The organism is Anaeromyxobacter sp. Fw109-5 (assembly GCF_000017505.1).
Classification (GTDB): Bacteria; Myxococcota; Myxococcia; order Myxococcales; family Anaeromyxobacteraceae; genus Anaeromyxobacter.
The window spans coordinates 4896260-4918688 of record NC_009675.1 but is presented as its reverse complement, the minus strand read 5'-3'; the positions used below and the strand labels follow the sequence as shown (position 1 = coordinate 4918688).

General features: G+C 74.4%; 19 protein-coding genes. 12 read left to right on the top strand and 7 right to left on the bottom strand.

Annotation, left to right across the window (positions count from 1 at the left end; all coding sequences use genetic code 11):
- Positions 1-37: 37 nt before the first annotated feature.
- Positions 38-1621 carry a glycosyltransferase family 39 protein gene (locus ANAE109_RS21525; RefSeq protein WP_012099014.1) on the bottom strand — a complete coding sequence of 528 codons (1584 nt, stop codon included), beginning with the start codon at positions 1619-1621 and terminating at the stop codon, positions 38-40.
- A 33-nt stretch (positions 1622-1654) separates the two neighbouring features.
- A complete protein-coding gene (locus tag ANAE109_RS21520; protein WP_012099013.1) occupies positions 1655-2902 on the bottom strand; it encodes a hypothetical protein in 1248 nt (415 codons plus the stop codon).
- A 20-nt stretch (positions 2903-2922) separates the two neighbouring features.
- Between ANAE109_RS21520 and truA the strand changes: the two genes are divergently transcribed.
- Together truA and asd are read left to right on the top strand one after the other, a co-directional pair.
- Positions 2923-3660: a tRNA pseudouridine(38-40) synthase TruA gene (gene truA, locus ANAE109_RS21515; RefSeq protein ID WP_012099012.1), complete on the top strand. Its 738-nt coding sequence runs from the start codon at positions 2923-2925 to the stop codon at positions 3658-3660.
- Between the two features lie 123 nt (positions 3661-3783).
- Complete coding sequence (gene asd, locus ANAE109_RS21510; protein ID WP_012099011.1) at positions 3784-4872, top strand: aspartate-semialdehyde dehydrogenase; 1089 nt, start codon at positions 3784-3786, stop codon at positions 4870-4872.
- A gap of 69 nt (positions 4873-4941) precedes the next feature.
- Here asd and ANAE109_RS21505 read toward each other — a convergent pair whose 3' ends face one another.
- The gene (locus ANAE109_RS21505; RefSeq protein ID WP_012099010.1) at positions 4942-5436 is read right to left on the bottom strand and encodes a DoxX family protein; all 495 of its coding nucleotides are present in this window, start codon (positions 5434-5436) and stop codon (positions 4942-4944) included.
- A 260-nt stretch (positions 5437-5696) separates the two neighbouring features.
- Here ANAE109_RS21505 and ANAE109_RS21495 point away from each other — a divergent pair, with 260 nt between their 5' ends.
- Positions 5697-6656 carry an MBL fold metallo-hydrolase gene (locus ANAE109_RS21495; protein WP_041448604.1) on the top strand — a complete coding sequence of 320 codons (960 nt, stop codon included), beginning with the start codon at positions 5697-5699 and terminating at the stop codon, positions 6654-6656.
- 96 nt (positions 6657-6752) lie between these two features.
- Here the strand turns inward: ANAE109_RS21495 and clpB are convergent, their stop codons facing one another.
- Positions 6753-9377 (bottom strand): ATP-dependent chaperone ClpB, encoded by a 2625-nt coding sequence (gene clpB, locus ANAE109_RS21490; protein WP_041448603.1) that lies wholly within the window; start codon positions 9375-9377, stop codon positions 6753-6755.
- Between the two features lie 152 nt (positions 9378-9529).
- Between clpB and ANAE109_RS23805 the strand changes: the two genes are divergently transcribed.
- The 7 genes from ANAE109_RS23805 (at position 9530) to ANAE109_RS21455 (ending at position 18618) form a co-directional block, all read left to right on the top strand.
- Positions 9530-11110, top strand: a complete 1581-nt coding sequence (locus ANAE109_RS23805; protein WP_012099007.1) for an MASE3 domain-containing protein — start codon at positions 9530-9532, stop codon at positions 11108-11110.
- A gap of 90 nt (positions 11111-11200) precedes the next feature.
- Positions 11201-12268: a type III polyketide synthase gene (locus ANAE109_RS21480; RefSeq protein ID WP_012099006.1), complete on the top strand. Its 1068-nt coding sequence runs from the start codon at positions 11201-11203 to the stop codon at positions 12266-12268.
- A 24-nt stretch (positions 12269-12292) separates the two neighbouring features.
- Positions 12293-12550: an acyl carrier protein gene (locus ANAE109_RS21475; protein WP_234945205.1), complete on the top strand. Its 258-nt coding sequence runs from the start codon at positions 12293-12295 to the stop codon at positions 12548-12550.
- A complete protein-coding gene (locus tag ANAE109_RS21470; protein ID WP_012099003.1) occupies positions 12547-14307 on the top strand; it encodes an AMP-binding protein in 1761 nt (586 codons plus the stop codon). The genes ANAE109_RS21475 and ANAE109_RS21470 overlap by 4 nt, the downstream gene beginning before the upstream one ends.
- Complete coding sequence (locus ANAE109_RS21465; protein WP_012099001.1) at positions 14304-15392, top strand: NAD(P)/FAD-dependent oxidoreductase; 1089 nt, start codon at positions 14304-14306, stop codon at positions 15390-15392. Before ANAE109_RS21470 ends, ANAE109_RS21465 begins: the two co-directional genes overlap by 4 nt.
- Positions 15393-15556: 164 nt before the next feature.
- Positions 15557-16555, top strand: a complete 999-nt coding sequence (locus ANAE109_RS21460; RefSeq protein WP_041448602.1) for an NAD(P)H-dependent glycerol-3-phosphate dehydrogenase — start codon at positions 15557-15559, stop codon at positions 16553-16555.
- Positions 16556-16683: 128 nt separating this feature from the next.
- Positions 16684-18618, top strand: a complete 1935-nt coding sequence (locus ANAE109_RS21455) for a M3 family metallopeptidase (RefSeq protein WP_012098998.1) — start codon at positions 16684-16686, stop codon at positions 18616-18618.
- Positions 18619-18672: 54 nt separating this feature from the next.
- Here the strand turns inward: ANAE109_RS21455 and ANAE109_RS21450 are convergent, their stop codons facing one another.
- Positions 18673-19230 (bottom strand): hypothetical protein, encoded by a 558-nt coding sequence (locus ANAE109_RS21450; RefSeq protein ID WP_041448601.1) that lies wholly within the window; start codon positions 19228-19230, stop codon positions 18673-18675.
- Positions 19231-19394: 164 nt separating this feature from the next.
- On the opposite strand from ANAE109_RS21450, the gene ANAE109_RS25935 reads away from it, so the two are divergent.
- Together ANAE109_RS25935 and ANAE109_RS21440 are read left to right on the top strand one after the other, a co-directional pair.
- Positions 19395-19871, top strand: a complete 477-nt coding sequence (locus ANAE109_RS25935; RefSeq protein ID WP_234945204.1) for a hypothetical protein — start codon at positions 19395-19397, stop codon at positions 19869-19871.
- A gap of 66 nt (positions 19872-19937) precedes the next feature.
- Positions 19938-20414, top strand: a complete 477-nt coding sequence (locus ANAE109_RS21440; RefSeq protein WP_012098994.1) for a GNAT family N-acetyltransferase — start codon at positions 19938-19940, stop codon at positions 20412-20414.
- Between the two features lie 12 nt (positions 20415-20426).
- Here the strand turns inward: ANAE109_RS21440 and ANAE109_RS21435 are convergent, their stop codons facing one another.
- Both ANAE109_RS21435 and ANAE109_RS21430 read right to left on the bottom strand, forming a co-directional pair.
- Positions 20427-21719, bottom strand: coding sequence for a serpin family protein (locus tag ANAE109_RS21435; protein ID WP_012098993.1), 1293 nt, complete (start codon positions 21717-21719; stop codon positions 20427-20429).
- Positions 21720-21929: 210 nt separating this feature from the next.
- A complete protein-coding gene (locus ANAE109_RS21430) occupies positions 21930-22427 on the bottom strand; it encodes an isoprenylcysteine carboxylmethyltransferase family protein (protein ID WP_012098992.1) in 498 nt (165 codons plus the stop codon).
- Positions 22428-22429 lie beyond the last annotated feature (2 nt).

Sequence of the window (22429 nt, the reverse complement as noted above, 5' to 3'; positions counted from 1 at the left end):
ACGCGGGGGGCGTCGCTGGGTCAACGAATGCCGGGCCTCATTCGTAGTGGCGAACCGCCGGCCAGAACGGGGCGAGCGGCCGGGTCGCGCCGCGGCAGATCCAGATCCAGCGCGCGTCCTCGTAGGGCATCACCCACGGGCTCGACGGCAGCCTCGCGGCGAGCGTTCGCTCGCGGTACAGGCCGCCGCCGCAGTCCTCGCGCTCGTCCGACACCACCAGGAGGGGATCGGCGCCGCCCGCGGGCGGGCCCCACAGGAAGTACTGGTTGTGCCCCGAGATCACCGGCAACGAGAGCCCGCGCCGCGGGCCGTGCACCTCGAGCGCCGCCGCCTGCCCGTAGTTCTGCGCGAACACCGCCGCGCGGGCGCGCTCCTCCGCCGGCAGGCGCCGCGAGACGTCCGCGACGGCGGCGGCGAGCGCCTCCCATCCGTGCTGATCCGCGAAGTGCTGCGGCAGCGCCCCGTACGCCTTTCGCTCGAGCGGCTCCGGCCTCACGCCCAGCGCCGCCTGGTAGCGGACGAACGTCTGCACCGGGAGGAGCGGGAGGGCGAGGGGGAGCCCGATCGCGCTCGTGATCGCGACGGCCGACAGCGCCGCGGCCCGCGCGGCGCCACGCCGGAGCGCCCGCGCCGAGGCCACGCCGCCCGCGGCGAGCAGGATCGGCAGCGCCGGCGCGGCGTAGTAGGCCTTGCCGCGCGTCGCGACGAGGAGCGCGAGGTACAGCGCTCCGCCCAGCCCGAGGAAGCGGTGAGGCCGCGCGCCCTCCGCGAGGAGCAGCCAGCCGAGGCCGCCGAGCCAGACGGGCGCCGCGAGCGGACCGGGCTCGAGGAGCAGGGAGCGCGCGAACGAGGCGAGCGCGAAGGGTGCGTTCTTCGAGAGCTGCCCGTTGCGCACGAGCTCCAGGAAGGGGAAGCCGTGCGCCGCCTGCCAGAGCAGGTTCGGCAGCACGAGCGCCGCCCCGAGCGCGGCGCCGGCGAGCGCCCAGCGCGTCGCGAGCGCGCGCCGCGCGGAGGTGGCGAGGAGGCCCGCGACGAGCGACGCCGCGAGGAGCACGGAGGTGTACTTGAGGAGCGCGCCCGCCGCGACGAGCACGCCGGCGAGGAGCCACGGCCGCGGCGAGCCCCCCTGCACGCACCGCACGAGCACGCAGGCGAGGGCGACCATCGCGAGCGGCTCGAACGCGTTCATGGTGAGGAGGTGGCCGAGCGCCGCGAGCATCGGCGAGAGCGCGACGGCGACGCCCGCGAGCGCGGCCGCGAAGGCGCCGCCGCCGAGGCGCACCGCGAGCCGCCCCGCGAGGAACACGGTCGCCGCCGAGGCGAGCCAGGGCAACAGGCGCAGTCCCGGCACCCACGTGCCGGAGATCGCGTGCGCGGCGCGCGCGACCACGGCGATCCCCGGCGGCTGATCGACGTACCCCCACGCCAGCCGCTCGCCGCAGGCGATGAAGTAGAGCTCGTCCCGGAAGATGCCGTAGCGCCCCCCGCACGCGGCGTGGAGCGCGAAGGTCGCGAGCGCGAGCGCCGCAGGGACGAGGCGCGTCGCGCGCCCGGGGGCCGCGCCCGCGTCGCGCGAGGGGCTCGCGGCGGCGAAGCCCGTGGAGCTCTCGGGGGCGGTCACGGCAGGGAGGCTACACGACGACGCCCTTGACCGTCAGTCCCGCCACACCTCCAGGACGACGTCGTCGTAGTAGACCTCGCCCTCGTAGTAGTTCACGTGCGGATCGCCGAACATGAACCAGTCGGGCCACGCGCCTCCCGCGGGCCAGCGCGGGTGCCCCTCCACGAACGCCCCCTCGTCCACGCAGCCCGCCGCGCCCGCCGCCTCGGCGGCGTCGACCGGGTAGTGCCACACGCACCGCTGCGCGGCGTCGATCTCGGCCCGGTAGGTGCCCTCGCCCCCGTAACGGAACGTGCCCGAGACCTCGAGGGTGTAGCGCGGCCCGTCGCGCTCGATCGTGACGCGATACCAGCGGTCCGGCAGGTAGGCGTCCACCGCCCGGATCGCGCCCGACGGCTGCCAGGCCCCGTTCGACCACGAGAAGAAGGCGTTGCCGGTCTTCACGTCGCCCGGCCTCGAGCCGTCGAGGGCGATCATCATGATCGGGTGCTCGCCAGACCAGACGAACTCGTCTCCGGTCCAGGTCTCCATCCACGCGGGGTGATGGTTGTCCGAGTCGATCACCACCTTGCGGTGGTGGTGGATCCAGGTGTTGTTGTGCGGCCGGGGCAGCGCGTCGAGGATGGTGAGCCAGTAGAAGCCGTTCTGGCTCGCGGCGCGCTCCTCCGGCCACCACGGCCCGGCGGTCTCGTCGCCCGCGTCGTAGCCGTTGTTGCCGCCCGCCTCGCCGTCGCCGAAGGCGGGGAAGCCGGCGCGGAGCGAGACGCGGTAGCGGGAGGGGAGCGGCGCCGTCGGGCGGACCACGGTGCCGTCGGTGTGCTGCTGGGAGCGCAGGCGCAGCACGTGGTTCGCGCCGCCGGCGGGATCTGCGACCACCTCGGCGTGGTCCGCGAGCCGCGCGTCGCCGCGGCGCGAGTACGACTCGACGGTGAGCCAGCCGTCCTTCCCGAACGGCTGGGTGGCGCGGAACGCCGCCGGGGGCGTGACGCCCCTGCTCGTGAAGTACGCGCCGCCGTCCGAGAAGGGGCCGTCGTCGGGGACGGGATCGGGCGCGAACGCGCTCGCGGGGAGCGCTCCGCCCTCGAAGTTTTCCCGCGCGCGCTCGATCCACCCGGGGGTGGTGGGAGCTCCGCCGCCTCCGCCCCCGTCCCCACCGCCGTCGCCGCCTCCCCCGCCCCCCCCGCCGGCGGGCGGGGGCTCGCCGGACGTCCCGCCGTCCCGGCAGGCATGCGCGGCGGCCGCCAGGAGCAGCGTGGCGCAGAGCAGGCGGAGGAGCGGCATCGCCGTGGTACGTTGCGCACGTGCCGGTCGTGAAGCTCGTCCTCGAGTACGACGGGACCCGCTACGTCGGATGGCAGGTCCAGCCCAACGGCCCGTCGATCCAGGCCGAGGTCGAGCGGGCCCTCGCGACCCTCCACAAGGAGCCGCGGCGCGTGACGGCCGCCGGCCGCACCGACGCGGGCGTGCACGCGCGCGGGCAGGTGGTGTCCTTCCCGGAGGCGCGGCCGCTGCCGCTCGCGGCCTACGTGAAGGGGATGAACGCGCTCCTGCCCGACGAGGTGGCGGTCCGCGCGGCGAGCGTGGAGCCGGACGGCTTCGACGCGCGGCGGAGCGCCCGGGGCAAGCGGTACCGCTACGTCCTCGAGAACCTGGAGACGCGCGCGCCGCTCTCGCGCCTCCAGGCCTGGCAGCTCTTCGGCGCGCTCGACGTCGGGGCGATGCGCGAGGCGTCGCGCCACCTGCTGGGCCGGCAGGACTTCGCGGCGTTCCAGGCGGCGGACTGCGCCTGCGACCACGCCGTCCGCGAGGTGCACCGCCTCGACGTGCTCGGCGAGCCCTCGGGCCGGGTCGAGCTCGTGGTGGAGGCGACCGCGTTCGTGAAGCACATGGTGCGGAACTTCGTCGGCACGCTGGTCGAGGTCGGGAAGGGGAGGCGCCGCGCGGAGGACATGCCCGCGCTCGTCGCCTCGCGCGATCGGACGCGCGCCGGGCGGACCGCGCCGCCCCAGGGGCTCTTCCTGGAGGAGGTCTTCTACTGAGCCGCGAGGGCGTCGCCGCCACCCCGCGGCCCCTTGATTCGCGAGTCGACCGCCCGCCGGGCTGCCGCCTCGACCGGGCCGCCCCGTGTGCTACGCTTCGCCGCTCTTTTCCAGCGAGGAGTCATGAGCCAGAAGAAGCTGAAGGTGGGCGTGCTCGGCGCGACCGGGATGGTCGGCCAGCGTTTCGTCGCGTTGCTCGAGAATCACCCCTGGTACGAGGTGACGCTCGTCGCCGCGAGCGCCAACTCCGCGGGCCAGAAATACGCCGACGCGGTGAAGGGGCGCTGGGCCCTCAAGACCGCGATCCCGAGCGCGACCGCCGCCCTCGCCGTGAAGAACGCCTCCGACGTCGACGCCATCGCGCGCGAGGTGGACTTCGTCTTCTGCGCCGTCGACATGTCGAAGGAGGAGACGGCGAAGCTCGAGGAGGACTACGCGCGGCACGAGACGCCGGTGGTCTCGAACAACTCCGCGCACCGCGGCACCCCCGACGTGCCGATGATGGTCCCCGAGGTGAACCCGGAGCACGCCGCGGTCATCGAGGCGCAGCGCAAGCGCCTCGGCACCTCGCGCGGCTTCATCGCCGTGAAGCCCAACTGCTCCATCCAGAGCTACGTGCCCGCGCTCCACCCGCTCATGAAGTTCGGGCCGAAGCGCGTCGCGGTGTGCACCTACCAGGCGATCAGCGGCGCGGGGAAGACCTTCGAGACCTGGCCGGAGATGGTCGACAACCTCATCCCCTTCATCAAGGGCGAGGAGGAGAAGAGCGAGCAGGAGCCGATGAAGATCTGGGGCCAGCTCGCGGGCGGGAAGATCGAGAAGGCGAAGGACCCCATCATCACCGCCCAGTGCATCCGCGTGCCCGCCTCGGACGGCCACATGGCGGCCGCGTTCGTCTCGTTCGATCGCAGGCCGGAGCGGGCCGAGGTGATCGAGCTGTGGCGGAGCTGGGAGCCGAAGCCGCAGAAGATGGGGCTGCCGTCCGCGCCCAAGCCCTTCCTCACCTACTTCGAGGACGACGCCCGCCCGCAGACGAAGCTCGATCGCGACATCGGCGGCGGCATGGGCGTGGCGGTGGGGCGCCTCCGCCCGGACGCGCTCTTCGACTACCGGTTCGTGTCGCTCTCGCACAACACGGTGCGCGGCGCCGCGGGCGGCGCGGTGCTCACGGCCGAGCTCCTCACGGCCGAGGGCTACATCCAGGCGAAGTAGCCGCCTCTCGGCGCGGCTCACACGGCGCCGTCGCGTCCGCTCGCGCGGGCGGGCGGCGCCGTGGAGTTCTCAGGCATGCGCCTCGCGGTGCCGCAGCCAGGGCACCTGCAGCCGGCTCTCCGGCTTCATGACCCGCTCGTCCACCGAGAGCGGCCCGGCTCCGCCGATGAAGAGGGCGAGCAGGCCCGCGATGTAGAGCAGGTTGACCTCGATCCCGGGCATCCCGAACACCGGCCCCTGGGCGGTCGTCCCGGTGATCTGGAGGAACCCGAAGCCGTGCGGCAGGTGGACGAGGAACATCGCGACCAGCATGTCGATGGTCAGCAGCGCCGTCACGAGCCAGGTGGCCAGGCCGACGACGAGGGCGATCCCGCCGAAGAACTCGACCAGGCCGACCACCCAGGACATGAGCGCCGGGAGCGGCACCCCGAGCTGTCCCAGCATGCCCTGGAACTGCGCGTGCCCCTCCGCGCTGAAGAGCTTGGGGAAGCCGTGCACCATGAAGGCGATGCCGAGCAGGATGCGCAGCGGCAGCGGCCAGTAGCGTTCGAGGTGGCTATTCATACCGGGGGACCTCCTGGGCGGCGACCCGTCCCCGCCCGCGGCATACATAACCGCGCGGGCCCCCGGACTCCGCGTCAACGCTCGATCCGCGTGGGGCGACCGCCCGCGCGCAGGAGGAGGAGGCGACGCTCCGCGTGAAGGGCGCGGGCTCGCTCGCCCAGCGCGCCGGTGATGCGAGCCGCGCGTCGCTCGCCGGCGCCGAGTTGCCGTGCGCCCGCCGCGCCGGTAGAGATCCTCGACCCCTCCAGCCAGGAGCTGCCGTGCACCTCGACCCTCCCCGCGAGATCGCCCCCGGCGTCGTCCTCGTCGACGCCGGCTACGTCCGCCCGAAGCTCGCCGCCTGCTACGTGCTCCGCGGCGGCGCCTCGGCGGCGGTCGTCGACACCGCCGCGTCGTCCTCCGTGCCCCGCATCCTCGCGGCGCTGGCCGCCTTCGGGATCGCGCCCGCCGACGTGTCGCACGTGATCGTGACCCACGTGCACCTGGATCACGCAGGCGGCGCCGGCAAGCTCATGCAGGCGCTCCCGCGCGCGACGCTGGTGGCCCATCCGCGCGGAGCCCGCCACCTCGTCGATCCCTCGAAGCTCATCGCGGGCACCGCCGAGGTCTACGGCGAGGCGCGCTTCCGGGAGCTCTACGGCGAGATCCCGCCCATCGCGGCCGCGCGCGTGGTGGAGGCGCCGGACGGCTTCGAGGTGGACCTCGGCGGCCGCGTGCTGCGCCTGCTCGACGCGCCCGGCCACGCGAAGCACCACCTCGCGGTGCACGACGCCGCGACGCGCGGGTTCTTCACGGGCGACGCCTTCGGGCTCTCCTACCGCGAGGCCGACTCGGCGAAGGGGCCGTTCGTCTTCCCCACCACGACGCCCGTCCAGCTGGATCCGCCCGCGCTGCGCGGGACGGTCGCGCGCCTCCTCTCCGAGCAACCGGAGCGGATCTACCTCACGCACTTCGGGATGCTCGAGGGCGACATCCCGAGCGCCGCGAGGCAGCTCCTCGCCGCCCTCGACGAGCACGTGCGCCTCGCGCGCGCGGCGGCCCCGGGACCGGGGCGGCACGCCGCGCTGCGCGACGCGCTCGGCGATCAGCTCCTCCGCGGCCTCGCCGCGCACGGCGCGCCGCTCTCGCGCGAGGAGGCGCTCGCGGTGTTCGGCGCCGACCTCGAGCTGAACGCGCAGGGGCTCGAGGTCTGGCTGGACGGTCAGGCTCCGAAAGGCTGACGGAGCTCCTTCTCGGGCTACGGCCCTCAGGCTTCGGGCTTCGGGAACGGCCGGCCTGAGCGCCGCTCCCGTAGCCTGTAGCCCCCCGCTTCAACCCTAGTGCACCACCACCTCGCCCTCGATCGCGCGCACGCCCTTCGCGAAGGCGATGTTCCCGTCCGCCCCCTCGTCCACGACCACGTGGTCGCCGGCCTTGAACTCGCCGCGCAGGAGCTTCGTCGCGAGCGGGTCCTGGATCATCCGCTGGATGGCGCGCTTCAGCGGCCGGGCGCCGTACACCGGGTCGTAGCCCGCGTCGGCGATGGCCTCGCGCGCGGCGGCGCTGAGCTCGATCGTGATGTGCCGCTCCTCGAGGAGCTTGCGCAGCCGCCCGAGCTGGATCTCCACGATGCGGCCCACGTGCTCGCGGCTGAGCGGCCGGAACACCACGATCTCGTCCACCCGGTTCAGGAACTCGGGCCGGAACTCCGCGCGCAGGTTCTCGAGCGCCGCCTCGCGGATGGCGGACACGTCGGCGCCGGGCCGGCCGGCGAGCCGCTGGATCTCCTGCGAGCCGATGTTGGACGTCATGATGACGACCGCGTTCCGGAAGTCCACCGTGCGCCCCTGACCGTCGGTGAGCCGCCCGTCGTCCAGGATCTGGAGGAGCACGTTGAAGACGTCGTGGTGGGCCTTCTCGATCTCGTCGAACAGGATCACCGCGTACGGCCGGCGCCGGACGGCCTCGGTGAGCTGGCCGCCCTCCTCGTAGCCGACGTAGCCAGGGGGAGCGCCGATGAGGCGGGACACGGCGTGCTTCTCCATGTACTCGCTCATGTCGAGCCGGACCATCGCGCCCTCGTCGTCGAAGAGGAACTCGGCGAGCGCGCGGGCCGTCTCGGTCTTCCCGACGCCGGTGGGGCCGAGGAAGATGAACGAGCCGATGGGGCGGTGGGGATCCTGGAGGCCGGAGCGCGCCCGGCGCACCGCCGCCGAGACCGCCTGGACCGCCTCGTCCTGGCCGACCACCCGCTGCGCCAGGCGGTCCTCCATCCCGAGGAGCTTCTCGACCTCGCCCTCCATGAGCTTCGAGACCGGGATGCCGGTCCACTTGGAGACGACCTCGGCGATCTCCTCCGGCGTCACCTCCTCGCGGAGCATGGGCCCGCCGGCGCTCTGCAGCTGGGCGAGCTTCTCGTGGAGCTCGCCGACCGCGCGCTGGAGCTCGGGCAGCCGCCCGAACTTGATCTCCGCGGCCTTCTGGAAGTTCGCCTCCCGCTCGGCCTGCGCCTGCTGCTGCTTCAGCGCGTCGATCTCCTGCTTCGCCTGCGCGATCTCCTGGATGACCGCCTTCTCGGCGTCCCAGCGGCTCTTCAGCCGCGTGAACTCCTCGTTGAGCTGCGCGAGCTCCTTCTCCACCTGGCCGAGGCGGTGCCGCGACGCCTCATCCTGCTCCCTCTGCAGCCCCTGCCGCTCGATCTCGAGCTGCGCGACGCGGCGGCGGACCTCGTCCACCTCGGTCGGCATGGAGTCGATCTCGATGCGCAGGCGGCTCGCCGACTCGTCCACGAGGTCGATGGCCTTGTCGGGCAGGAAGCGGTCGGTGATGTAGCGCTGGCTGAGCCGCGCCGCCTCCACGAGGGCCGCGTCCTGGATGCGCACCTTGTGGTGGAGCTCGTAGCGGTCCTTCAGCCCGCGCAGGATGGAGATCGTGTCCGGCACCGACGGCTCGCCCACGAACACCGGCTGGAACCGCCGCTCGAGGGCGGGATCCTTCTCGACGTGCTTGCGGTACTCGTTCACGGTCGTCGCGCCGATCGCGTGCAGCTCGCCGCGCGCGAGGGCGGGCTTCAGCATGTTGCCCGCGTCCATCGCCCCCTCGGCGGCACCGGCGCCGATGATGGTGTGCATCTCGTCGATGAAGAGGACGATCCGTCCCTCGGACGAGACGACCTCCTTGAGGACGCCCTTGAGCCGCTCCTCGAACTCGCCCCGGTACTTCGCGCCGGCGACCATGGCGCCCAGGTCGAGCGCGAGGAGCCGCTTGCCCTTGAGCCCCTCGGGCACGTCGCCGTCCACGATCCGCCGCGCGAGCCCCTCGACGATCGCGGTCTTGCCGACGCCCGGATCGCCCACCAGCACCGGGTTGTTCTTCGTGCGGCGGGAGAGGATCTGGACCACGCGGCGGATCTCGTCGTCGCGCCCGACCACCGGGTCGAGCTTCCCGGCCTTCGCGAGCTCGGTGAGATCCTTCGCGTACTTCTCGAGGGCGCGGTACTGGCTCTCCGCCTCGGGCGAGGTGACGCGCGCGCCGCCGCGGACGTCCTGCAGCGCGGCGCGGATGCGGTCCGGCGTGGCGCCCGAACCGCGCAGGGCCTCCCCCGCGCCGGTCTTCTCCTCGGCCGCGGCGAGCAGGAGGTGCTCGGTCGAGACGTACTCGTCCTTGAGGCGCTTCGCCGCGTCCTCGGCCCGGTCGATGAGCTTCGCCAGCCGGTTCGCGAGGTAGGGCTCGGCTCCGGAGACCTTCGGGACGTCGCGCAGCTCGTCCTCGACGCGCGAGGCGACGAGCGAGGGCTCCGCGCCGATCTTCTCCAGGATCGGCCCCGCGATCCCCTCGGGCTGCGCGAGGAGCGCGAGCACCAGGTGCTCGACGTCGATGGCCTGGTGATCGCGGCGGCGCGCCTCGGTCTGGGCGCCCGCGAGCGCCTCCTGGGCCTTCACGGTGAGCTTTTCCATTCGCATGGCGCGAACGTAAGACGGCGGGGGGGCTTGGCAAGCAGCGGGCCACGCGGCGCCCACCGGCGCCCGAACCCCGAGCTCCGCCCGCGAAAGCGGCTCGACGGCGCTTCTTCGCGGGGTCGTGTAACATCGAGGCCTCGTCCCTCCAGGGCTTCTTGACTCTCTTGACCGACCTGTCGGCGAACCGCGCCACGACGCGCCCGCTTGCCGCCTCGGCGGGCCCCTGGCCGGCGCGGCTCGCGGCGCTCGCCTCGCCGCTCGTCCTCCTGCTCGCGGCGCCGCCGCTGCACGGCCCGCTGCCGCACGACGAGTACCTCGCCATCCACACGATCCTCGAGCTGCTGGTCGTGGGCGTCGCGTTCGCGACCTTCGGCGTCCAGTGGTTCGCCGCCCGGGCGTTCCCGGAGCCGCGCGCGCGCTTCATCGGACCGGCCTTCCTGGCGGTGGGGCTCTTCGAGGCGCTCCACCTCCTCGCGTTCCCCGGCATGCCGGGGTTCGCGGGGCCCGGCACCACCGAGCGGGGCATCTACTACTGGTTCCTCGCTCGCCTCTGGACGGTCGGGACGCTCGTGTGGGCGGTGCGCCCGCCGAAGGCGCTCTCCGACGGCTCGCTCGGCCGGGCGACGCTCCTCCTCCCCCACCTGGCCGCGGTCGCCGCCTTCCTCGCGCTCGACGTGGCCCTGCCGGGAGACCGCGCCTGGTTCTTCGTCGAGGGGCGGGGCCTCACGCCCCTCAAGGTCACCCTCGAGCTCCTCGTGGCCGGCGCGGCGCTCGCGGGCGTCGTCCTGCACCTCGGGGCGGCGCGCCGCACCGGCGATCGCGGGGCGCGGACGATCGGCGCTGCGCTGGCCGTGACGGTCCTCTCGGAGCTCTCGTTCGCGGTGTACCAGCACCCGAACGACCCCGTGCACCTGCTCGGGCACGGCTACCTGCTGCTCACCTTCTTCCTCATTTTCCGCACGCTGTTCGTGGGGGCGGTGGTCAGGCCGCACCAGGAGCTGGTCCGGCTGCAGGGCCACATCGAGAACGAGCTCCACGTCACCATCGCCGAGCTGCGCCAGACGAAGGAGAGCCGCGAGGACCTGATGCGCGCCGTCTCGCACGACCTGCGCAACCCGCTGCAGATCGTGCTGCTCAAGGCGCAGCTCCTCGGGCGTGGCGGCAAGGAGGGCGACGCGGCCCAGAAGGGCGCCCGGGCGATCCTCGCCGCGGCGCGGCGCATGGAGCGGATGCTGCGCGACCTCGCCGACTCGGCGCGGCTCGAGGCCGGGGCGCTGCTCCAGCTCCAGCGCGCCCCCGTGGACGTGCGTGCCTTCCTGGGGGAGGTGCTGGATCTCACGCAGGGCGTGTTCGACCCGGCGCGCCTGGAGCTCGCCGTGCCGGACACGCTGCCCGCCGTGCTCGCCGATCCGGACCGGCTCGATCGCATCCTCGTGAACCTGGTGGGGAACGCGCTCAAGTACTCCGACGGTCCGGTCGCCGTGCGCGCTGCCCTCGACGGTGGGTTCGTGCGGATCTCCGTCGCCGACCAGGGGCCGGGGATCGCGCCCGCCGATCAGGAACGCCTCTTCCAGCGCTACTACCGCGGGCCTCGCCACGACGGCGAGGGGCTCGGCCTCGGGCTGTACATCGTGCGGCGCCTGGTGGAGGCCCACGGCGGCCGCGTGGAGGTGGAGAGCGCTCCGGGGAAGGGGAGCACCTTCAGCTTCACGTTGCCCATCGTGACGCTCGCCTGACGGCGGTGCGGCCGGGCGCCGCGAACCCCGGTCGGACCTTGCAGCCGCGCGCGCGGGAGCGCATGCCTCGGTGACTCCCACCGGAGCCGCATGACGAGCCCGCCCCCCGCGATCCTCTCCGCCGGCAGTGCGCTGCCTCCGAACTTCGCGGATCAGGAGACGCTCATCGCCGCCCTGTCAGCCCACTGGGGGGCGCGGCACTTCAATGTGGAGCGGCTCGCCGACCTTCACCGCGCCGCGCGCGTGGGCGGCCGGCACCTCGCCCTCCCGCTCTCCGAGTACCCCGCGCTCGACAGCTTCGCCAAGGCGAACGACGCGTTCGTCCGCGTCGGGACCGAGCTCGGCGCCGCGGCGGTGTCCGACGCGCTCGGGCGCGCCGGGCTCGCCCCGCGCGAGGTCGATCACCTCTACTTCGTGACCGTGACCGGCATCTCCACGCCGTCGCTCGACGCCAAGCTGGTGAACCGGCTCGGCCTCTCGCCCGCGGTGAAGCGCACGCCGATCTTCGGGCTCGGGTGCATGGCGGGCGCGGCGGGCCTCGCGCGCGCCGCCGACGTGCTGCGGGCCTTCCCGTCCGAGGTGGCCCTGGTGGTGTCGGTCGAGCTCTGCTCGCTCACCCTCCAGCGCGAGGACGCGTCCATCACGAACGTCATCGCGACGGGGCTGTTCGGAGACGGGGCGGCGGCGGTGGTGCTCCAGGGAGGCGATCGCGCCGCGGCGGCCGCGCCGCGCGTCCTCGCGACCCGCTCGGTGTTCTACCCGGACACGGAGTGGGTGATGGGCTGGGACGTCGTGGACACCGGCCTCAAGGTCGTCCTCTCGGCGAAGGTGCCGGAGGTGATCGAGGCCAACGTGGGGCGCGACGTGGACGGCTTCCTCGCCGATCACGGCGTCGCGCGCGGCGACGTGCGCCACTGGATCGCCCACACCGGCGGGCCGAAGGTGCTCGAGGCCTTCCGCCGCGCCCTCGCGCTGCCGGAGGCCGCGGTCGCCCGCTCCTGGCGCTCCCTCCAGGAGGTGGGGAACCTCTCGTCCGCGTCGGTGCTCTTCGTCCTGCGGGATCTGCTCGACGCGGGCGAGGCCCGCCCCGGCGACCTCGGGGTCCTCGCGGCGATGGGCCCGGGGTTCTCCGCCGAGCTCCTCCTCCTCCGGTGGTGACCGATGACCCAACGTGAAGCTGCGGTGGCCCGCGAGATCGTGCGCATCGTGCGCGACGAGCTCGGCCTCGCCGGGGGCGTGCTCGCGCCGGACGCCGCGCTCGCGGGCGCGCTCGACTCGCTGCAGCTCCTCTCGCTCGTGGTGGCGATCGAGGACCGCTTCCGGATCGTGCTCGAGGACGACGACGCGGCCGGGACGTCCTCCCTCGCGGACCTCGCCCGGCTCGTGGCGGCGCGGACGGATCCGGCGCTCCTGCCGCCCATCCAGGAGCCGGCCCCGTGAGGCTCCGCGGCCCACCCGCGCCCGCGCCGCGCTCCCCGACGCTGGCGCACGCGCTCCTCGCCGCGGCGGGCCACTCGAGCGGCGTGTCGTTCGTCGACCTCCACGAGCGGGAGGTGGCGCTGCCGTGGGGCGAGGTCGTCGCTCGCGCGGAGCGCACCGCCGCCGCCCTCGCCGCGCGCGGGGTCGCGCCCGGCGAGCGCGTGGCCATCGTGCTGCGCACCGGCCCGGAGTTCCTCGACGCGTTCTTCGGGACCTGGCTCGCGGGCGCCGTGCCCGTCCCGCTCTACCCGCCGGTGCGGCTCGGGCGCATGGAGGAGTACCTCGCCCAGACGGCGCGGATGCTGGCGGTCTCGGGCGCGCGGCTCGTCGTCTCCTCGGGCGCGGTGCGCCGCCTGCTCGGCGGCGCGGTGGCGCGCGCCGCGCCCGCGCTCGGCTGCGTCGACGTCGCGGAGCTCGCGGAGGGGGGCGAGCGGCTCGCGCGCATGCCCGCGCCGGAGGACCTGGGCCTCGTGCAGTTCTCCTCCGGCTCGACGGTGGACCCGAAGGCGGTGGCGCTCTCGCACGCGGCGCTCCAGGCGCAGGCCGACGCGCTCATGGCGGCGGTGCGGCCCGACGCCCGGGACGCCCTCGTGTCGTGGCTGCCGCTCTACCACGACATGGGGCTCATCGGCTGTCTGCTCGCCGCGATGAGCTACCCCGGCCCGCTCGTGCTCATCCCGCCCGAGCACTTCCTCGCGCGTCCGGCGCTCTGGCTCCGCGCGATCGCGCGCCACCGCGGCACCATCTCGGTCGCCCCGAGCTTCGCCTACGCGTTCTGCGCCGAGCGCGTGGCGGACGCCGAGCTCGCCGGGTCGTCGCTCGCCAGCTGGCGCCTCGCCCTGAACGGCGCCGAGCCCGTGTCGGCCGACGCGCTCCGCCGCTTCCTGGCTCGCTTCGTCCCCTACGGGTTCGACCCCGGCGCCGTCGTCCCCGTGTACGGACTCTCGGAGGCGGCGCTCGCGGTGACGTGGAGCCCACACGGCCGGCCGCTCGCGACGACCCGCCTCGATCCGCTGCGGCTCGCGCGCGACGGCGTCGTCGCGACGGGGACGCGCGAGCTCGTGTCGGTGGGCGTGCCCATCGCCGGGGTCGAGGTCGAGCTCCGCGACGAGGGCGGGGCGCCGGCGGGCGAGGGGCGGCTCGGGCGAGTCTTCGTGCGGGGGCCCTCGCTCATGCGCGGCTACCTGGGAGACGAGGCGGCCACCCGGCGGGCGCTGGCGGGCGGCTGGCTCGACACCGGCGACCTCGGCTTCGCGCTCGGGGGCGAGCTGTACCTGCACGGGCGGGAGAAGGACGTCGTCATCGTGCGCGGCGCGAACCACGCGCCCGAGGAGTTCGAGGCGGCCGTGGCCCAGGTCGCGGGCGTGCGGCCCGGATGCGCCGTGGCGCTGGGGTTCACCCCCGAGGGCGAGGGCGAGGCGCTCGCCATCCTGGCGGAGCGCGGCCGCCGCGAGGCGAGGGCGGACGGCGCGCTGGCGGCGGAGATCCAGCGCGCCGTGCTCGAGCGGACCGGGGTCGCGCCGCACACCGTGCGGCTCCTCGCCCCCGGGACGCTCCCCCGCACGTCCTCTGGAAAGCTCCGCAGGCGGGAGGCGCTGCGGCGCTTCCTCGCCGGTGCCCTCTCGCCGCCGCGGAGGGTGACGCCGCTCCGGCTCGCCCTCGAGCTCGCGCGCGGGCAGCTCGGCCTCGTCCAGGCGCGCCTTGGGCGGCACCCGTGAGCGGTCCGGCGCGCGACGCCGTGGTGGTGGGCGGCGGGCCGGCCGGGCTCGCGTTCGCCATCGCCGCGGCGAGGCGCGGGCTCGCGGTGACGGTGGTCGAGAAGCGGGACCGGCCCGTGGACAAGGCGTGCGGCGAGGGGATCCTCCCCGCCGGCGTCCGCGCGCTCTCGCGGCTCGGCGTGGCCGGGCGCATCGACCCCGAACACTCCGCGCCCATCCGCGAGATCCGCTGGATCGAGCGCCGGGACATGGCGCGCGTGCGGCTCCCGGAGCCCGGCGGGCTCGGCGTGCGGCGCGTGGCGCTCTCGGCGGCCCTCGCGGCGCGGGCGCGGGAGGCGGGCGTCGAGCTCCTCCAGGCGGAGGTGCAGGCCCATCGCCGCGAGCGCGATCGCATCTGGGCGCTCTCGACGGCCGGCGACCTCGCCGCGAAGGTGCTCGTCGCCGCCGACGGGCTCGGCTCGCAGGTGCGCCGCCGCGAGGGGCTCGAGCTGCCCGCGCCGGGCCCGGCCCGCTACGGGCTCCGGCGCCACTTCGCGGTCCCGCCCTGGGCCGAGGCGGTGGAGGTGCACTTCGGCCCGGGGGCCGAGGCCTACGTCACGCCCGTCGGCGCGCGCCGGGTGGGCGTGGCGTTCCTGTTCGAGCGGCAGGGGCCGGTGGAGTACGAGGCGCTCCTCGCGCGCTTCCCCGCCCTCGCGCGGCTGCTCGAGGACGCCCCGGCGATCACCGCGCCGCGCGGCGCCGGACCGCTCGCACGCCGCGCCAGCGCGCGCATCGCGGACCGGCTGGTGCTGCTCGGCGACGCCGCCGGCTACCTCGACGCGGTCACGGGCGAGGGGCTCTCCCTCGCGTTCGGCTGCGCGCAGGAGCTCGCGGCGCTGCTGCCCGAGGCGCTGCGCGCGGGCGCGACGCGCGAGGCGCTCGCGCCGTACGAGCGCGTCTGGAGGCGGCGCTTCGTGCCGTACTGGGCGTGGACGCGCCTCGTGCTGAGCCTCACGCGACACCCGGCGCTGCGCCACCGGCTGCTCGCGCTCGCGGCGTCCCGTCCCGAGCCGTTCGAGCGCGCGGTGCGGTTCGCGGTCGGCTAGGCGGCGCGCACCGGCCCGGGGGGACGCGCGCCCGACGAGGGGCACGCCCGTCCGCCTCCTCGACGCTGGGCCGCGTTCGGGGTATGTCCTCCGACCCCGCGGCCCCCGAGTTCCCGGGGGAGCGGGAGACCCGCGGCGTAGCATTCGCTGCAAGGAGGCTCATCATGCGCTGCACCGTCCTCGGCGCCGGGTCCTGGGGGACCGCGCTCGCCTCGCTCCTCGCGTCCAAGGGGTACTCCGTCACCACCTGGGACAAGGACCACGCCGTCATCGAGGACATCGCGAAGAACCACCGCAACGACCGCTACCTCCCCGGCACGGCGCTGCCGCCCACCCTGCTCGCCACGCGCGACATCGCCCGGGCGCTCGAGGGGGCGGAGCTCGTCGTGGTCGCGGTCCCGTCGCACGCCGTGCGCCAGGTGGCGATCGAGGCCAAGCGGCACGTGCACGCCGGCACGCCCGTCGTCTGCGTCGCGAAGGGCATCGAGCTCGACACCCTCATGACGATGAGCGAGGTGCTCGAGGACGTGCTGCCCGTGCCGCTCCACCCCTACATCGCGGTGCTGTCCGGGCCGTCCTTCGCCAGGGAGGTCGCGAAGGGGCTGCCGACCGCGGTGACGGTGGCGGCGCGCTGGGACCGGGTGGCGAAGCAGGTCCAGGACGCCTTCCACACCCGGACCTTCCGGCCTTACACCTCCGGCGACGTCGTGGGCGCGGAGATCGGCGGCTGCGTGAAGAACGTGGTCGCGATCGCCGCGGGCATCTCCGACGGGCTCGAGTTCGGAGCGAACTCCCTCGCTGCGCTCATCACGCGCGGCCTCGCCGAGATCACCCGCCTCGCCGTCCGCAAGGGCGCGAACCCGCTCACGCTCTCAGGCCTCTCGGGGCTCGGCGATCTCGTCCTCACCTGCTCGTCGGACCTGTCGCGCAACCGGACCGTGGGGCGCGGGCTCGCCGCCGGCAAGACGGTCGAGCAGATCCAGAAGGAGATCGGCCAGGTGGCGGAGGGCGTCCGGAACGCGAGGAGCGCGCGCGACCTCGCTCGGCGGCTGGGCGTGGACATGCCCATCACCGACACCGTGTACCGCGTGCTCTACGAGGGCGTCCCGCCGCGCGACGCCGTGACGGCGATCATGATGCGGGAGACGAAGCCGGAGATGTGATCGCGCCTCGGCGCACGATCCCGGGCCTGCGGCTCTGCGCCTCCCTCCGGCGGGGCCCGCCCGCGCCGGTCGGAGATCGGGATCGCGCCGCGCGTGCGCCCGGGCGGTGTTTCCCCTAGTTTAGGCGGATGCATCCCCACGCCTCCCGCGAGCTGTGCGGGACCCCCGAGGAGTTCGAGCACGGCTGCCGCCGCGACATGGAGCGCGCCCGCGCGGAGGCCGGGCGGCTGAAGGCCATGCCGGCGCCGCGCCCCGCGCCGGCCGCGCTCGCCGCCTTCGACGCCGCGTTCGGCGCGCTCTCCGACGCCGCCGCGCGCGCCAGCCTCGCCCGGAACGTCCACCCCGATCCGCGCATGCGCGACGCCGCGGAGCGCTCGGAGCAGGAGATCGACGCGCTCTCGACCGAGCTGTCGCTCGACCGCGGCCTCTACGACGCGCTCGCCGCGCTCGACGTGTCCGGCGAGGACGCCGCGACCCGCTACTACCTCCAGAAGAGCCTGCGAGACTTCCGCCGCGCCGGCGTCGATCGCGACGAGGAGACCCGCGCGCGGGTGCGAGCCCTGCGCGAGGAGCTCGTCCGCATCGGCCAGGAGTTCGGCCGGAACATCAAGGACGACGTGCGGCGTCTCGAGCTCGAGCCGGCCGACCTGGAGGGCCTGCCGGAGGACTGGCGGCGGGCGCACCCCCCCGGCCCGGAGGGCAAGGTCGTCGTCACGACCGACAACACGGACTACGTGCCGTTCATGACCTACGCCCGCAGCGAGCCCGCGCGGGAGGCGCTCTGGCGGCTGTACCGGCTGCGCGCCCACCCGAAGAACCTCGACGTGCTCGCGCGCCTGCTCGCGCGCCGCGCCGAGCTGGCCGGGCTCCTCGGCTACGAGACCTGGGCCGCGTACGTCACCGAGGACAAGATGATCGGCAGCCAGGCGGCGGCGGCCGAGTTCATCGAGCGGATCGCGCGCGCCGCCGAGGCGCGCATGCGGCGCGACTTCGCGCAGCTCCTCGAGCGCAAGCGCGTCGACGTCCCCGGCGCGGAGCGGGTCGAGCCGTGGGACAGCGCGTACCTCCAGGAGCGCGTGAAGGCCGAGCAGTACGGCTTCGACTCCCAGTCGGTGCGCCCCTACCTCGACTACGAGCGCGTGAAGGAGGGCGTCCTGGACGTCACCGGCCGCCTCTTCGGCATCGCCTACCGTCGCGTCGCCGCGCCGGTGTGGGACGTGGAGGTGGAGGCGTACGACGTGGTCGAGGGCGAGCGGCCTCTCGGGCGCGTCTACCTCGACATGCACCCCCGCGACGGCAAGTACAAGCACTACGCCCAGTTCACCCTCGCCTCGGGGCAGGAGGGGCGCCAGCTCCCCGAGGGCGTCCTCGTCTGCAACTTCCCGCGCCCGCAGGGCGGCGCGCCCGCGCTCATGGAGCACGGGGACGTGAAGACGTTCTTCCACGAGTTCGGCCACCTGCTCCACCACGTGCTCGGCGGCCACACGCGCTGGGCCGGCCAGTCCGGCGTCGCCACCGAGTGGGACTTCGTCGAGGCCCCCTCGCAGATGCTGGAGGAGTGGGTGTGGGATCCCGGAGTGCTCGCGGGGTTCGCGCGCCACGTCGAGACCGGGGAGTCGCTCCCCGCCGACGCCGTGCGCCGCATGAAGGCGGCGGACGAGTACGGCAAGGGGCTCATGGTGCGGCAGCAGATGTTCTACGCCGCGACGAGCCTCGAGCTGCACCGCCGCGATCCGAGGGGACTCGACACCACCGCCGTCGTGGCCGAGCTGCAGGAGCGCTACACCCCCTTCCGCCACGTGGACGGCACCTACTTCCACGAGTCCTTCGGCCACCTCGACGGCTACTCCGCCATCTACTACACGTACATGTGGTCGCTCGTGATCGCGAAGGACCTGTTCGGCCCGTTCCGCGAGAAGGGCCTCATGGACCCCGAGCCCGCCCGCCGCTACCGGCGGGCCATCCTCGAGGCCGGCGGCTCGAAGCCCGCCGCCGAGCTGGTGAAGGACTTCCTCGGCAGGCCGCACGCGTTCGACGCGTACGAGCAGTGGCTGAACGCGTAGGCCCCCCGCGCCCATTTCACGGGAGCGGCGGGCGCGGGACGCGCGCGCCGCTGCTCAGCGTGTGAGCGCGGCGCTGACGAGCGCGATCGTCGCCAGGGCCGAGGCGACGGGGACGAGCCAGATCACGACGCGCAAGACCGTGACGAGGGTGCCGGAGCCTCCGCTGCTCCGGTTCGGGTGCCCAGCCTCCCCCGCCGCCGCCACCCGGGCGGCGAGCTCGGGTGACGTCCGAAGCAGCCCGAATCGCCACTCGCGCAGCACCTCCGGCCCCACGCGCCGCTCGACTGCCCGGTGGCGAGCCCAGCTCCATGCGCCGACCCCCGTCACCGCGACGAGCAACGCCCCGAAGAGCGCGTGAAGCCCGGGCATGCCGAGCCACACGTACAGGGCGATCCAGAGATGGTGCCAGAGGAAGGTGACCGGGTGGTGATCGCGGTGGGTGAACGTGAGCTGTCCCGCCTCGAAGCGCCTCGCGGCGGCGCAGGTCCCTGCCCATAGCCAGGCCACCGCGGGGGACGCGACGAGCGACAGCATCATCCGGCCGCCGGCCTCGTCCCGCGCGATGCGAGCGAGGATGAGATCCACCGTCGCCATCTTCCCGGGCGCTCCCATCGCTCCAAGTGTAGCCGATGGATGGGCGAACACACCCCGTCGACGAGGTGCCGCTTGCCGGGCATGCGCGGTCCCGGCGGGTGATGGCGCGTACGCTGGGCCGCGCGCCGGCAGCCGCGCTATGGTGTCGAAGGCTCGTCGAGCTCGAGCCGACCGGACGCGTCATGCGCAAGCTCCTCCTCGTTCTCGTCGCCCTCTCCGGCGCCTGCGCCGGCGACCACGCCAGCCTCGACTCGGGCTCGAATGGAGGCGGCGGCGTCTGCGATCCCGAAGCGTGCGGGCCGCAGCTCGGGATGCCCAACTTCACGTGCGCCGACGGGAGCACGGGCGGGCCGACCGGCCGCTGCCTCGAGCACGCGAACGGACAGTGCGGCTGGGAGATCCGCGAGTGCCCGCCGCCCGTGCCCTGCGGCGGCGCGAACGTGGCCGCCTGCGCCGAGGCGCTGGTCTGCGTCGACGTGCCGGGGGACGCGTGCACCTATCCCGCTGACCCCGGCTGCGAGGGCGTGTGCGTCGCGCCGGTCTTCTGCGGGGGGATCGCCGCCATCCGCTGCCCGGGCGAGCGCGCCTGCGTGGACGATCCACGCGACGACTGCGCGCCGCCGCGCGGCGCCGACTGCGGGGGGCTCTGCGCGCCCTGACGCTGCAGCGCGCGCCCGCTTCCGCTCCGGCGCGGGCCGGGCGATGCTCCGCGCCGGAGGTGCCCGATGACGTTCACGATCCGCCACGCCGAGCCGCGGGACTACGATCCCATCATCCGCGTGGTGAACGACTGGTGGGGCGGCCGCCGCATGGCGGACATGCTCCCCCGCCTGTTCTTCGTCCACTTCCGCCCGACGAGCTTCGTCGCCGAGGCCGAGGGGCGCGCGGTCGCGTTTCTCTCCGGCTTCCGCTCGCAGACGCAGCTCCAGCAGGCGTACATCCACTTCGTCGGCGTCGATCCCGCGTTCCGTGCCGCCGGGCTCGGGCGCGCGCTCTACGAGCGGTTCTTCGCGGCGGCGCGGGAGCTCGGCGCGACGGAGGTGCACGGGGTGACGTCGCCGGTCAACCGAGGATCGCTGGCGTTCCACGCCGCGATGGGGTTCGAGGTGCTCCCCGGCGACGACGAGGCCGACGGCGTGCCGTACTCGTCCGACTACGACGGGCCGGGCGAGTCGCGCGTGCTGCTGCGGAAGCGGCTCTGATCGCCTCGACCGTCAGGGCCTCGTGACGCGCCCCACGAACACCAGCGCGCCCGTCGCGTCGTCGCGGACGACGAACAGGAACGGCCGGTCGATCGCCACCGGCCGGATGGTGGGCATGCTCGTGACGCCGATGATGACGGCCGTCGCCGCCGCCGCCTCGGTGCCGGCCTCGTTCACCTTCACGAACGCCTGGTGCACCACGTCCGAGACGAGCAGGTCCGCCTGGCTCGACATGCGCGAGAGGTCGGCCAGCTCCGAGAACGCCACCTCGAGCCCGAGCGCCGCGAGCGGCGGCTTCAGCGCGAGGGAGCTGCGCACCTCGAACCTCGGCAGCGTGAGGGCGAGGTGCTCCGCGCGCAGCGCGGCGACGTACTCGGCGAGGCGCTCGGGCGTGAGCGCCTGCTCGAGCGCCGCGAGCGCGCCGGACGGCGGCACGAGCAGCAGCATCGACAGCTCGCCGCCGTCGTAGGGCAGCTCCACCACCTCCACGCCGTCCACCTGGGCGGCGCGGGCGGCCAGATCGGCGCTCGACATCGTCGGGACCGCGACCCGCGAGCCGTCGAGGAGCGTGAACTCGCGGTCGCGCGTGAGCGCCGGATCGAAGGGCTTCGCCCAGGCGGCGTTGAAGTAGATGGCGTTCACGAGCACGGCGCGGGTGTCGGTCGTGATCGTCCCCTGGGGCAGCAGGTCGAGGATGCGGTCCTCGGTCTCCTGCGCGACCCAGCCGTTGATCGCCCCGCGCGAGGGCTCCGGCGCGCTCGCGAAGTCGAGCAGGCGCACGTCCGCGCCGTACTCCTGGGCCAGCACGTCGAGGAACGGGGGCTCGAACGCGAAGCCGCGCTGCGCGAAGAGCTGGTTCACGAGCCGGAGCCGGAAGGGCTGCCCGTCGGCCGCCTTCGCCCCCGCCCCGCGCGACCGGAGCTGCCGGTCGAGGTCGTTCATCGCGCGGTGGTAATCCGGCTCGGGGATGGAGACGTGGAGCGTCCGCTCGAAGGCCGCGGCGGTCTCGCCGGCGGCGCCCGGGTAGGTCATCGAGAGCGCGAAGGCGATGCTCTGCGGAGAGAAGAACAGGTTCTCCTCGGCCTCGAGGGAGAGGACCCGGTACAGGTCGAGGGCGAGCGCGCCGTTCCCGGCGACCGCGGCGGCGAGATCCTCGGCGGGGGCCGGTGCCGTCACCCGCGCCGAGGTCGAGCCGACCCGCTCCCCCGGCGCGGCCGGCGGCGGCTCGGATCCGGAGCCGTTCCCGCAGGCGGGGACGAGCGTGAGCGTCGCGAGGACGAGGACGGCGGCACGCGAGGGCGACATGGGGGGCACCTCCGGAACCGAGGCTAGCAGAGCGAGGCGGTGAGTTCACCCGTCGTGCGCGGGGCGGCCCTCCCGTACAGGGGGCTCATGGCCGTGATCACTCGAGTCGAGCCCGTGCACGAGCCCGCGCCCGTGCCCGAGTAAAGCCGGGCTCGGGCTCGGGCTCGGGCGCGTTCACGTTCACGGGATCGTGCCAATCGAGCGCCGCCATCAGGCGTCCCGCCCAGGACCCGGAGCGGGGCCGCGCCACGGGGAGAGACGCGGCCGCCAGCGCGGGACGGCGCGCGCGTACTGGCGCCACTCCTCCGGGAAGCTGCGCGCGAGTGCCCGCTCCTCGTTGAGGATCACGCGCAGGTGGAAGAGGAGCGCCAGGACGAGCGCGTAGGCCAGCACCGACGGGGAGCTCCGCCACGCGGCGATGCCGGCGACGAGCAGGAGCACGGCGAGGTACATCGGGTTGCGCGTGAAGCGGTAGAGCCCCACGGCGACCAGCCGCCTCGGTGGCGACCACGGCGCGAGCGTGCCCTTCCCGATGACGTAGAAGTCGCGCACGCACCAGAGGAGCGCGAGGAGGCCGAGGCCGGCGAGCACGAGCCCGGCGCCGTGAGCCGGACCTCGCGAGCCGTCTCGCTGCGCGATCCAGAGGGGGACGAGGATCCCGACCACGGCCGGCATCGCCAGGAACGCGAGCACCGCGCGGGCGAACATCG